Annotated in this window: 15 protein-coding genes; 5 read left to right on the top strand and 10 right to left on the bottom strand. The window is 69.9% G+C overall.

What is annotated here, in order from left to right; all coding sequences use genetic code 11:
* Positions 1 to 94 precede the first annotated feature (94 nt).
* The 3 genes from O2L52_RS01445 to O2L52_RS01435 all read left to right on the top strand — a co-directional run bounded on the left by O2L52_RS01445 (position 95) and on the right by O2L52_RS01435 (position 2967).
* On the top strand, positions 95 to 1078 hold the full coding sequence (locus tag O2L52_RS01445; protein WP_270113512.1) for an ABC transporter permease: 984 nt from the start codon (positions 95 to 97) through the stop codon (positions 1076 to 1078).
* Positions 1075 to 2019, top strand: coding sequence for a carbohydrate ABC transporter permease (locus O2L52_RS01440; protein ID WP_270113511.1), 945 nt, complete (start codon positions 1075 to 1077; stop codon positions 2017 to 2019). The genes O2L52_RS01445 and O2L52_RS01440 overlap by 4 nt, the downstream gene beginning before the upstream one ends.
* Before the next feature lie 228 nt (positions 2020 to 2247).
* Positions 2248 to 2967, top strand: coding sequence for a FadR/GntR family transcriptional regulator (locus O2L52_RS01435; RefSeq protein WP_270113510.1), 720 nt, complete (start codon positions 2248 to 2250; stop codon positions 2965 to 2967).
* Between the two features lie 9 nt (positions 2968 to 2976).
* Here the strand turns inward: O2L52_RS01435 and O2L52_RS01430 are convergent, their stop codons facing one another.
* Positions 2977 to 3648: a DNA alkylation repair protein gene (locus tag O2L52_RS01430; protein ID WP_270113509.1), complete on the bottom strand. Its 672-nt coding sequence runs from the start codon at positions 3646 to 3648 to the stop codon at positions 2977 to 2979.
* Between the two features lie 29 nt (positions 3649 to 3677).
* Entirely contained in the window at positions 3678 to 5252 is a 1575-nt protein-coding gene (locus O2L52_RS01425; protein WP_344474453.1) for a phytoene desaturase family protein, read from the bottom strand.
* An 814-nt stretch (positions 5253 to 6066) separates the two neighbouring features.
* Between O2L52_RS01425 and O2L52_RS01420 the strand changes: the two genes are divergently transcribed.
* On the top strand, positions 6067 to 6981 hold the full coding sequence (locus O2L52_RS01420) for a carbohydrate kinase family protein (protein WP_270113507.1): 915 nt from the start codon (positions 6067 to 6069) through the stop codon (positions 6979 to 6981).
* Positions 6982 to 7263: 282 nt separating this feature from the next.
* On the opposite strand, the gene O2L52_RS01415 is transcribed toward O2L52_RS01420, so the two are convergent.
* The 7 genes from O2L52_RS01415 to O2L52_RS01385 form a co-directional block, all read right to left on the bottom strand.
* The gene (locus tag O2L52_RS01415) at positions 7264 to 7845 is read right to left on the bottom strand and encodes a suppressor of fused domain protein (RefSeq protein WP_270113506.1); all 582 of its coding nucleotides are present in this window, start codon (positions 7843 to 7845) and stop codon (positions 7264 to 7266) included.
* Positions 7846 to 7913: 68 nt separating this feature from the next.
* Positions 7914 to 8438, bottom strand: a complete 525-nt coding sequence (locus O2L52_RS01410; protein WP_270113505.1) for a GH-E family nuclease — start codon at positions 8436 to 8438, stop codon at positions 7914 to 7916.
* The gene (locus O2L52_RS01405) at positions 8425 to 8919 is read right to left on the bottom strand and encodes a WXG100-like domain-containing protein (RefSeq protein WP_344474456.1); all 495 of its coding nucleotides are present in this window, start codon (positions 8917 to 8919) and stop codon (positions 8425 to 8427) included. The genes O2L52_RS01410 and O2L52_RS01405 overlap by 14 nt, the downstream gene beginning before the upstream one ends.
* A gap of 18 nt (positions 8920 to 8937) precedes the next feature.
* A complete protein-coding gene (locus tag O2L52_RS01400) occupies positions 8938 to 9279 on the bottom strand; it encodes a type VII secretion target (protein ID WP_270113503.1) in 342 nt (113 codons plus the stop codon).
* A gap of 262 nt (positions 9280 to 9541) precedes the next feature.
* Positions 9542 to 9958: an SHOCT-like domain-containing protein gene (locus O2L52_RS01395; RefSeq protein ID WP_270113502.1), complete on the bottom strand. Its 417-nt coding sequence runs from the start codon at positions 9956 to 9958 to the stop codon at positions 9542 to 9544.
* A gap of 13 nt (positions 9959 to 9971) precedes the next feature.
* Positions 9972 to 10229: a hypothetical protein gene (locus tag O2L52_RS01390; RefSeq protein ID WP_270113501.1), complete on the bottom strand. Its 258-nt coding sequence runs from the start codon at positions 10227 to 10229 to the stop codon at positions 9972 to 9974.
* A complete protein-coding gene (locus tag O2L52_RS01385) occupies positions 10229 to 10606 on the bottom strand; it encodes a DUF2089 domain-containing protein (RefSeq protein WP_270113500.1) in 378 nt (125 codons plus the stop codon). Before O2L52_RS01385 ends, O2L52_RS01390 begins: the two co-directional genes overlap by 1 nt.
* Before the next feature lie 224 nt (positions 10607 to 10830).
* On the opposite strand from O2L52_RS01385, the gene O2L52_RS01380 reads away from it, so the two are divergent.
* Complete coding sequence (locus O2L52_RS01380; protein WP_270113499.1) at positions 10831 to 11532, top strand: rhamnogalacturonan acetylesterase; 702 nt, start codon at positions 10831 to 10833, stop codon at positions 11530 to 11532.
* A 55-nt stretch (positions 11533 to 11587) separates the two neighbouring features.
* Here O2L52_RS01380 and O2L52_RS01375 read toward each other — a convergent pair whose 3' ends face one another.
* Positions 11588 to 11779: a hypothetical protein gene (locus O2L52_RS01375; RefSeq protein ID WP_270113498.1), complete on the bottom strand. Its 192-nt coding sequence runs from the start codon at positions 11777 to 11779 to the stop codon at positions 11588 to 11590.
* Between the last annotated feature and the right edge of the window lie 48 nt (positions 11780 to 11827).

Raw genomic sequence — 11827 nt, 5'->3', positions numbered from 1 at the left:
CCCCCCCCCCCCGGGCGGCGCCGCCCCCCCCCCCCCCGCGGGGCCCCCCCGGCCGCTCACACCCGCCGAACTCGGACTTGAGACTGGAACTCCCATGGCAACTCTGCAAAGCGAGGCCCCGCCGACCACGGCCCGGACTCCGAACGCGCGCATCGTCAAACGCAAGCGGTCCGCTGCCCAGCGGCTCCGGCACGACTGGCCCCTCCTGGTGCTGGCCCTCCCGGTCATCGTCCAGCTCGCGCTGTTCTTCTACTGGCCTTCGGCCTGGAACATCATCGCGTTCATGGACTACAGCCCCCACCGGCCGTTCTGGGAGAACCCGTTCGTCGGCTTCGCGTGGTTCGAGCGGCTCTTCAACGACCCGTACTTCGTTCCGGCCCTGCTGAACACGCTGAAGTTCGCCGCCGCGCACCTGCTGTTCCTGTTCCCGCTCTCAGTCGTGCTCGCGCTGGTCATGCACTCGGTGGTCTCCACCAAGGTCCGGTCCACGTTCCAGTCCATCGTGTACCTGCCGTACTTCTTCTCCTGGGTCCTGGTCGTCACCGTGTTCGTCCAGGTCCTAGGCGCCGACGGGCTGGTCTCCAACTGGCTCATGAGCCTCGGCGGCGACCGCCTCACCTTCACCTCGAACCCGGACACGTTCCTGGTGCTGGCGTGGATGCAGTGGGCGTGGAAGGACGCGGGCTGGGGCATGATCATCTTCCTCGCGGCCCTCGCCTCGATCAACCCGAGCCTCTACGAGGCCGCCGCGGTCGACGGCGCCAACCGCTGGCGCCGCATGTGGCACATCACCCTGCCGGGCATCAGACCGGTGATCATCCTCCTGCTCATCCTCCAGATCGGCGGCATCCTCTCCGTCGGGTTCGAGCAGTACCAGCTGCAGCGCAACGCCATCGGCTACCAGGCCACCGAAGTGCTCGACACCTACGTGTACTACCGCAGCGTCATCGGCACCGAAGGGGCCTCGTTCGGCACGGCGGCCGGCCTGTTCAAGGGCGCGATCGGGCTCGTCCTGATCCTCGCCGCCAACAAGGTCGCGCACCGCCTCGGAGAGCAAGGGATCTACCAGAAGTCATGACCGCCGTGGACATCAAGCCCAAGCCCCGCCGCCAGAGCAACCGCCCCATGTGGGACGAGGAGCCGTCCTTGGTCGGGAAGAGCGTCAAGGCGCTGTTCCTGATCGCCTACGCGGGCGCGATCCTGGTGCCGCTGTGGGCGATCGTGGCCACCAGCTTCGCCAGCGAGGACGCCCTCTCCAGAGCGGGCGGGAACCTGCTGCTCATCCCCACCGACCTGAGCCTGGCCGCGTACACCGAGATCTTCTCCGGCGGCGCGCTCACCGACTCCCTCCTCCTCACGATCATCCTCACGACGGGCGGCACCGCCTTCAGCATGGTGCTCACCGTCTGCGGGGCCTACGCCCTCTCGCGCACCGGCTCGCTCCTGCACCGGCCGATCCTCATGCTCGTGCTGTTCACGTTCCTGTTCGGCCCCGGCATGTACCCCAGCTTCCTGGTGGTGCAGAAGCTCGGCCTGTTCAACGACTACCTGTCGCTGATCCTGCCGGTCGCCTTGAGCGCGTTCAACCTGATCGTGCTGCGGGCGTTCTTCATGAACACGATCCCCGGCGAGCTGCTGGACGCGGCCCGCATCGACGGCGCCGGCGAGTTCCGGATCCTCCTCACGATCGTGCTGCCCATGTCAAAGGCGATCCTCGCGGTCGTCGCCCTGTTCTACGCCGTGGGCTACTGGAACATCTACTTCTCGGCCGTGCTCTACACGCCCGGCCTGGAGACCCAGCCGATCCAGGTGGTCCTGCAGCGGATGCTCATGTCCACGCAGGGCCTGCCCGAGGGCGCCTCCGCCACGGCGCAGTACCAGGACCAGGGCGAGGCCGCACCCACCGCGGCGCTCAAGATGGCGGTCGTGGTCTGCACCGTGATCCCGATCGTGATCATGTACCCGTTCATCCAGAAGCACTTCACCAAGGCCGTCATCACGGGGGCCATCAAGGGGTAGAGACGTCCCGGGGGTCCGCCTCCGGGACGGCCGCGAGCGCGATGTGAGGGTCGGGGGGTCGATTCGCTGTCGTACGGCTCGCGGCCGGGGGCCTTCCGGCCGGGCAACGCAGACTGCACACTGCGCCCGGACCCGGAAGGCCCTCTTGTTCCGTGCGCAGCGCCGGTCCCGACGCGAAAGATCCGACCATTGTTGCGGTTCGCGCGCGGCTCGGCGATACTTGCACCCATGTCCCGCACGGACGATGTCGTCAACGGCATCAAACACATGATCCTCAACGGCGACCTCCAGCCGGGCGAGCGCCTGCCCGTGGAGAAGGAGCTCGCCGAGACCCTGGGCGTCTCCCGCGGCTCGCTCCGCGAAGGCGTCCGGGCCCTGTCGATCCTCGGCATCCTCAACTCGCGGCAGGGCGACGGCACCTACGTCACCGACCTCGACGTCTCGCAGCTCCTCGCGCCGATGGGCTTCGTCGTCGACCTCCAGGGCGACGGGCAGACCCTGCACCTCCACGCCATCCGCCGCCTGCTCGAATGTGAGGCGGCCCGCCTCGCCGCCACGAGGATCACCGACGAGGCCCTCAAAGAGGCCGAAGCCCTGCTCGAGGAGGCCGGCCGCATCCTCGACGAGAACCCCGAGGCGCACGAGCGGATCATCGAGATCGACATCGCCTTCCACCGCATCATCGCCGCGCACACCGGCAACCCGGTGCTCACCGGCATGATCGAGACCTTCGCCAGCCGCACCGTCAGGGAGCGGCTGTGGCGGAGCCTCCGCGAGGAGGGCATCGACCGGCGCACGCACGGCGAGCACAACGCGATCTGGCGGGCCCTGAAGTACCACGACCCGGACGCCGCCCGCATCCGCATGGCGAACCACCTGCTCGGGGTCGAGGACTCCCTGCCGTTCCTGCCCGGCCCGGACGAGGACGAACCGCCGCTCGAGTCCTGACGGGGACCGTCAGGCCTTGCCGGCCTCCTGCCGCCGCACGATCTCCTCGATCCAGATCGGCGCGTAGGGCGAGGTGCAGTTCGGGGGCGTCGGGTAGTCCTTGAGCACTTCGAGCCGCTCGCCGATGGCGATGGCGCGCTCGCGGAGGTCGGCGTGCGAGATGCCGATCTGGGCCAGGCACTGGTTCATCGCCCATTGGAGACGGTCGGGGGCGTCCTTCATCTCGGCCTCGATCACGTCGAGCAGGCCCGGGAGGTCGAGACCCTCGGGCCGCTTCTGGACGCGCTCGCTCGTCAGCGCCCAGCCCGCGGAGGCGGTCGCCGGGTCGGGGTCGTCGATCCACGCCAGGCGCAGCGCTTCGGCCTGGGGATGCTTCTTGACCACGTAGTTCACGAGCCAGTCCTGGACCTTCGGGGTCCGCGCGCCGCGCAGCATCGCGTCGAGCTCGTCCTGCTCGAAAGCCTTCGGACGGCAGACCAGCAGCGCGAGCAGCCTCGCGGCGGTGTCGCCGGTGGCCCACAGCTCGCGGGCCAGGTCCTGCTGCGTCTTGAGCCGCTTGGCGACGGCGCGCAGCTTCGTGAGGTTCACGCCGTGGTCGTCGCCGTGCCGCTCATTCACTTCGCGGATCCTCGGGTCCTCGAGCTCGGCCAGCTCGGCCATGACCGCGTCGATCTGGGCCATCGCCCCCTCCTTCGCCTCTGCCGGGCAGTCTACGTGCGGGGTCCGACGCCCGGCCGGGCTTCGAGGACCGCCATGGCCGCGTTGTGCCCGGGGATCCCGCTCACGCCGCCGCCGCGCACGGCCCCGGCGCCGCAGAGGAGCACGTTCGGGTGCCCGGTCTCCACGCCCCACCGGCCGGTCGCCGCATCCGTGCGGAACGGCCAGGACAGGTCCCGGTGGAAGATGTTGCCGCCGGGGAGCCTGAGGTCGCGTTCGAGGTCGACCGGGGTCTTCGCCTCCATGCACGGCGCGCCGTCGCCGTCGGTGGCCAGGCAGTCGGCCAGCGGTTCGGCGAGGTACCGGTCGAGCTGGGCGACGGTGGCCGCGAGCAACCGCGCCTTCTCATCCCCGGAGCCGTCGAAAAGCCTTGCGGGCGTGTGGAGTCCGAACAGCGTCAGCGTCTGGTAGCCCTCGCGCGCCAGCGCCTCCCCCAGGATCGACGGGTCGGAGAGGGAGTGGCAGTAGATCTCGGAGGGCGGCTGCGACGGGAGCCGCCCGGCGGCCGCCTCGGCGTAGGCGGCTTCGAGCTGCTCGAAGGACTCGGTGACGTGGAAGGTCCCGGCGAAGGCCTCGCGGGGGTCGACGCCGGTGTCCCGCAACCTCGGCAGCCGCTTGAGCAGCATGTTGACCTTCAGTTGCGCCCCTTCGGCGGGTTCGGGCCGCTCTTGGCCGAGCAGGTCTGCCAGCGCCTCGGGCGAGGCGTTCACGAGCACGTGCCCGGCGTCGACCGTGGCGGTCCGCTGCTCGTGCTGGTAGGTCACCTCGGCGCGTTGTCCGTCGGTGGCGATGGCCGTGACCTCATGGCCGGTGAGGATCTCGGCGCCCGCCTCGCGTGCGGCGCGGGCGAGTTCGTCGGTGAGGGCGCCCATGCCACCGACGGGGACGTCCCAGTCGCCGGTGCCGCCGCCGATCACGTGGTACAGGAAGCACCGGTTCTGCCGCAGGTCCTCGGCCCATGCGGAGGTGAAGGTGCCGATGAGGCCGTCGGTGAGCACGACGCCGCGCACGAGGTCGTCGGTGAAGGTCTGCTCGATGGTCTCGCCGAGGGTCTGTTGGAAGAACATGCCCCAGATCCGGTCGTCGCCCACGCGCTCGCGCAGTTCGTCCTCTGTGGGTAGTGGGGCGGTGAGGGTGGGGAAGACCCGCTCTGCGACGTGCGCGGCCTTGCCGTAGAAGTCCTGCCAGGCCGCGAACTCGCGTTCCGAGCCGGTGAGCCGGGCGAAGGACTCCCTGGTGCGGCCCGCGTCGCGGGTGACGAGGAGGCCGGTGTCGCGGCCTCGGCGCTCGGTCGGGGTGTAGGAGGAGACGCTGCGCTTGCGCAGGTCGAACCGCAGGCCGAGGTCGTCGACGATCTTGCGCGGCAGGAGGCTCACCAGGTACGAGTACCGCGAGAGGCGGGCGTCGACGCCGGGGAACGCGGGCGCCGATATCGCGGCGCCTCCGGTGCGGCCCAAGCGTTCCAGGACGAGGACGCGGCGTCCGGCGCGGGCCAGGTAGGCCGCGGAGACGAGGCCGTTGTGGCCGCCGCCGACGATCACGGCGTCATAGGAGCGGTGAAGGACCATGATCATTCCTAACACGCCGGGCCCGGGACCGAGCAGGGTCGCGGGGTAAGTCCAGGGGGCCTCGTTCGCGATGCTCGCGCCGAGGTCGGCCGCTTCGCTGCGGCGCTCGTCCCCTGCGGTCGCCACAATGACGGCGAACCCGACGAGACCGAGTGCGACCAGCCGGGAGAAGCCGCGGGACGACAGGCGGGAGGGCCGGGCGGGCGCGCGTTTGGGTCCGGCGGCCGGTGCGGCGGGCCGGCGGGCCACGGGCGCCGCAGCGGTCGCGGCATCGGCGGTGCGGGCCGGTTCGGGTCGCGGCGGCGCGGCGGGTGCCCTCGGCACCAGGTCCAGGCTGGGGTCTTCGCGGAGGATGGCGACGTAGAGGTTGCGCAGGCGGCGGTCGGGTTCGATGCCGAGTTCGGCGGTTCGCCTTGCCAGAGCGCCTCGATGAGCCGCTGCATCGACACCGTGCGGCCCGATTCCAGGAGGAGGACGGCCAGCGCCTTGCGCTGCTGGGTGCCGCTGATCGGCACGTCGAGGCCCTCGTGCCGCACTTCGAGCTCACCCAGGATTCGCAACTCCACGGAGCTGCCTCCAGAGGGGACGGGTCGCAAGGGGTGCTGGAGACAGACTAGCGAAGGCCGGACACGGGCGGTTCCCGCCGCTTTCATGCGCGAAGACGGAGCACGAGAGCCTGTACGCCGCACGACTCCACGACGTGGACGGGCAGACGGTTATCATTCGGCTTCCGCAATATCGAGGACGGCGGGTTAATAGGCGAGCTCACCGACCCGATTCCGGTGCGGTGGGACGGCGAGAGGCTGGTACGGGCGTGATCGGAGTCATCGGCGAGGCATTGATCGACCTCAATGTCGACCAGGAGGACGCCCGCCGTCCGGTCGCACATCCGGGCGGCAGCCCGATGAACGTCGCCGTCACCTTGGGGCGCTTGGGCAGTGCGGTCGCGTTCCTGGGTCGGCTCTCCGGAGACGCCTTCGGGAGGTTCCTGCGCACCCACCTGGCCGAATCCGATGTGGACCTGCGGTGGATCGTGGACGCTGCGGAGCCGACGAGCCTGGCCATCGTCTCGGTCGGCCCCGGAGGATCGGCGGACTACGCGTTCCACGTCGACGGCACCGCCGACTGGCAGTGGGCCCCGAGCGAACTGCCGCGCCAGCCGGGCCTCGACGCGGTGCACGCCGGGTCGCTCGCACTCGCCGTCGACCCCGGCGGACCGGCGATCGAGCAGTGGCTCGAGGAACTCAGCGCGCACACCACGATCAGCCTCGACCCGAACGTGCGCCCCGCGCTCCTCGGCGACCGTGAGGCCTACCGGGCGCGCCTGGAACGCTGGCTCGAGTTCGCGGCGATCGTGAAGGTCTCCGACGAGGACCTGGAGTGGATCTGGCCCGGGTCCGACCCTGCTGAACTCGCCGATGCCTGGATCGCCCAGGGCCGCAAGCTGGTCGTCATCACCCGCGGCGGCAAGGGCTCGCTGGTGCGGACCGGAGGCGCGGCGTTCGACGTGCCCGCCGCTCCCGTCGACATGGTCGACACGGTCGGCGCGGGCGACTCCTTCGGCGGCGCTTTGCTCGATTGGCTGGACCGGAACGGGCGCCTGCGCCCTGACGACCTCGCGCGCCTCACGGCCTCCGAAGCGCGCGAAGCGGTCGACTTCGCCTCGCAGGTCGCGGCCATCACCTGCTCGCGGGCGGGCGCGAACCCGCCGTACCGATCGGAAATATGACCGAGAGCCATTCGGAATGGCCGGTCCGCTCATGCTGACCGGCCATTCCCGACCAACCGCCGGACGTGCACTCGAGCCTGGTGTACGCCCGGCCGGGGGACGACCGGCTGGGCCTGTTCACCGACGCGGGCCGAGCCGTCTTCCACGACCTCACCGTCACCGAGTTCCACCAGATCTGCGCACTGCCGTTCTGTGCACTGCCAAGAGGAACGACACCAGGGCCGGGCGCGATGCGCCCGGCCCTGGTGGCCGTGAAAGCGGGAGTGATCCCCTCCCGGTGGGTCAGACGACCGAGGCCCGCGCCAGGTCGGTCGGCTCGGCGCCGCGCGCCATCAAGAGGTCGGTCATCTCATCGACGCTCGTGCGCATGGCGAGGTCCAGCTCCGCGTTCGAGATCGGCACGGCCTGCAGGAACGCGACCTGTCGCCCCCCCGCGTCGAACGAGCGCAGCCGCTCGCCCCACAGGAACGGGGACATGAGCAGCAGGTGCTTCATCTCGAGGTCCGGGTAGTACCCCTCCACCACGCCGCCGATGATGCGGTCGGGATAGACGAACCCGCCGTCCAGGACTTCGAACGCCACCGAGGCGAGCATGTTCGCGAAGCCGTCGTAGCCGTCGTCGGCCGCGCCGCAGATCTCGACGCGGAACGGCATCTCGGTCGAGCCGTCCATGAGCGGTGCGGCGGAGAGGCCGAGCGTCGCGTACGAGGCGATGCCGGGACCCGGCGAGCCGTCGTACTTGGCGACGTCGACGAACGCCGACTCGTCCTCGGTCCAGAACCGGGCGACCCGGTCGAACTCGCCGTCGTCGAAGGCGTCCGCCACCTTCAGTCCGACGCGCTTGTCGGCTTCGGAAATCGGCATGTCAGTTCCTTACTGAGAGTACAGACTCACTCGGAGGCCGGTCGAACCGTACCTTGGCTGCGCCCCGGCTAGGGAGGCGGCGTGCCGTACCGGTTCTTCAGCAGCTTCGCCCACTCGTCGCCCTTGCCCTCGCCCGCGTGGCTCTGGTTCGAGCTCGGGAGCTCGGGGATGACGTGGTCGGGGGTGTTGTAGTCCTTGACGAACTGGCTGCGCGGGTAGATGGTCGTCCCGTACTGCTCGGCCGCGGCCTTGTGCTTGCGGAACTCCCAGTCGGGGGCGTGGCCGCCGTCCCAGCGGTCCTTCTTGTCCATGACCTTGCCGGTGAGCGGGTCGCGCACTTTGCCGTCGGCGCTGGCCTTCTCGGCGTTCTCCCAGATCTTGTCCTTGGTGGACTTGTTGAACTTGGGGCGCTGGTAGGGGTCGTTGGCGACGGACTGGCGCGGCGGGCGCTTGCGCTTCTTGGGCGGCGCGGGGGCCGCCGGGCCCTTGGCGGTCTTGAAGGTGCTCGTGCTGTTGAGCACGCCCGAGAGGAGCTGCCCGCGGGTGGAGCTGGTCTTGCGCGGCGAGGAGCTCCGCGACCTACCGGTTCCCACTGAGCACCGCCTCGGTGGCCATGCCCACGAGCATGTCGATGATCTTGCCGGTGATGGTCTTGAAGACCGGGATCTGCAGGAGCGAGGCGCCGAACGTGATCGCGGCGGTGGCGATCGCGTAGGCGATCTGGACCATGAGGATCACCAGTTGCACGATCACCTGGATCTTGAGGGCGAGGGTCAGGCCCGCGGCCGCGGTGAGGCCGATGCCGATGACGTTCAAGGGGTCGGCGGTGTCCCCGATGTTGCGGTTGGAGGACTCCTCGTCGTCCCATTCCGCGCTGAAGGCGTCGATGTCCTTGCCGTAGTTGGCGTCGAGGACGGTCCGTGCGGCGGCGTTCAGTTCGTCGACCGAGCCGGAGATGGTGCCGGCCATGCCGGTCCAGGTGCCGGCCAGCTCGAACAGCTTCTCCTCGTCGGACTCCGGCCAGCTGTAGCCGAGCGCCCCCAGGATCGATACGAGTTCCGACGGCAGTTGCATTCCCACGGGCGCGTCTCCTTACTGGACCGGCTGCTGCGGCACGAGGCCGGCGAAGAGGGCGTCGAGGTCCGCGGCGGCGTCGTCGTCGGCGGCCTGATAGTCGTCGGCGAAGCCGCGCAGGCATTCCGCGTAGTCCGCGAGGCCCTCGATGTTCGTCTCGAAGCACTCCCTCGCCGCTTCGAGGCAGGCGGTGTGGGCCTCGCCGAGGATCGAGCCGATGTCGTCGCCGCCGAACGCGTCGAAGAGGGACTCGGCCTCGGTCCGGAACTGCTCGTACCGCGCCTGGACGGAGGCCTTGGCCTGGTCGAGCTGTTCGGCGCCCTTCCGCAGCGATTCGGGGTCGATGTCGATGGACTGCATGTCGGTTCCCGCCTTCCGGACCGGCCTCGGGGTGTCGAGGTGAGCTGCAGCCACCCTACAAGACCTGGTTTGCGGCGGTTCGCGCAAGTCGCTCGAATGCCGGCGAGACCATATGCGGCGGAGACGAAGTGGAGCTCAGACCGAAAGGGACTGACGGGTCGCCGCTCAGGCCTGGCGCGCCCAGCGCCTGAGGTGGCGGCGGGGCGCGGCCCGCCACCGCGCCCGCATCAGGCCGGCCGCCAGCCGGATCCGCCACATCGGGCTACTCGCTGAAGATCCGGACCTGGGCATCGGCGCTGTCGATGTCCACGATCACCTCGTCGAGGTGGTTCACGAGCTCTTCGAGCTCGTCGGGCTTGAGCTGGGTCAGGTCGAACGGGACGCCGGACTTGGCCATCTCGGTGTTGGCCTTCTCGAGCGCCTGCGGCGGGACGAGGGCCGTCAGCCGCACCCCGGCGCGCAGGAGCGCCAGCGGCACGCGGATGTTGACGCGGCCGGGTTCGCCGTTGTCGACGTACTCCACGACGAGGCGGAGGTACTTCGGCTTGCCCTTGGGCCGGCCGGCGGCGCTCGGGGCGGGCTCGCCCGCCTCGAGGGCGACGAGCAGCCGTTCGGCCTCGGTGGCGGTGATGGTGCCTGCGGCCAGCATGTCCAGGATGGCTTTGCGCTGTTCGTTCATTTCGGGACCTCTCTTAACGGATGTTCACGAGGAAGGCGTGGCGGCCCTGCTCGATGTCGAAGCGGGAGCCGGGGAGTGCGGCGATGACGCGCCAGACGCCGGCGAAGGTCGGCAGCACTCGCATGTCGAAGACCATGCAGGCGATGACGCCGCCCAGGAGTGCCAGCAGGAGGATCGGCGACAGCAGGATCACCAGGAGGAGCACGGGGATCCAGAGCCGGAGGGTGCGGTGCCCGGGGCGCACGACCCGGACGGTGACGAGGTGCGGCATCACGGCGATCCTTCCAGTTCGGACAGTGCCTGCTCGGCGTTGATCTCGCCGCGGCGCAGGCGTTCGATGACGTCGGCGCGGGAGGGCGCCGGGTCGGTCTCGACGAAGTCGAGGGCCTGCGTGATCCGGTTGAGCCGGGACTTGATCGTGGGGTAGCTGACGCCGAAGGTCCGCTCCATCTCCTTGATGGAGCCGTGGCACCGCACGAACGCGGTGACGAAGACCTGGTCCTCGGCGCTGAGCTGCGCGAGCTGCGGGAGCTCGAACGCGCCCTCGATCGCGACGCCGCTCTCGTCGAGGCGCACGCGCTCGACGGTGAACGACTGCCCCCGGGTCAGGTTCGTGAGTTCCTGCCAATCCAATGCTTCATCTGCCATACCTCAATTTGTACTCGTCAGAATCTTAATTTTCAAGAGGTGGAGATTGATTTTCTTAATTTCTGCGGTGTTCGGGGAGCAAAACGGGTCCTGGGCGGGCCGAAAACCGCCCGCCCAGGGGGCCTCGCGCACGGTGCCCACCCTCGCTACGATGCCGATACCCTCGGCGCAACCGCTTTCCTACAGCGCTTCGGCGCGCGCCACCGCATCGTGAAAGGCAGATCATGATTCACCTCGCCGGCGACTCGACCGTCGCTCCGACCGACAACGGCGACTCCGCCGGGCACGCCGAGCTGCCGCTCCTGGGCTGGGGCGACGAGCTCGCCGCGTTCCTCGCCGAGCCGGTGAGCAACCGCGCCTTCGGCGGTGCCACGACCGCGACCTTCCGGGAGCGGGGCAACTGGAAGCTCATCACGGACGAGCTGCAACCGGGCGACACCGTCGTGTTCGGCTTCGGCCACAACGACCAGAAGGAGCCCGAGACCCTCGCCGCCGAGGGCGGCTACCGCGAGCGGCTCACCGCCTTCATCGAGGAGGTCCGCGCCGCCGGCGCGAAGCCGGTGCTCACCACCAGCGTCGAGCGGCGGATGTTCACTCCCGAAGGGGCCCTGCGGTACTCGCACGGCCCGTACCCGGCCGAGGTGCGCCGCCTCGGGCACGAGCTCGACGTGCCGGTGATCGATCTCAACGCGTTCACCCGCTGGCTCTACACCTGGCTCGGCGAGGAGGCCTCGGCCGCGCTCTTCGTGCACGGCGCCGCCGCCGAGCGCGGCATCGAGGTGAGCGCCGACCTCAAGAAGGACAACACGCACTACACGACCGCCGGAGCCGTCGCGGTGGCCCGGTTCGTGGCCGAAGGACTCCACGCGCTCAACGGCGAAGGCAGCGACGCCGTGCCGGCCGGGCTGGAGATGGTCCGCAAGTAGCCGCTCGTGCTCCGCGATTCCTTGGGCCGCAAGGGTATCGAGCGGCACCTAAGCGCTACAGGTCGGCGGTCTCCCCGGCGGCCGGTCGCGTCCCGGTGCGGGTGTTCAGCCGCTCCTCCAGCGAGGTCGTGTACAGCTGCGCGGCGAGTTTCGCCGGGTGCGACGCGGGCCAGACCTGGCGGCGGAAGCGCCAGCGGCCCCCTTCGAGTTCGACGACGGTCGTGGGGGGGGGGGGGGGGGGGCACAACACCCCCACCCACCCCGACCCCCCCACCGGCCCGCGGGCGGAGCCCGG

The sequence above is a fragment of the Glycomyces algeriensis genome, from assembly GCF_027622855.1.
In the GTDB taxonomy this organism is placed as follows: Bacteria; Actinomycetota; Actinomycetes; order Mycobacteriales; family Micromonosporaceae; genus Glycomyces; species Glycomyces algeriensis.
The sequence above is the reverse complement of the archived record's forward strand: the minus strand, read 5'-3'. Positions and strand labels throughout refer to the sequence as shown.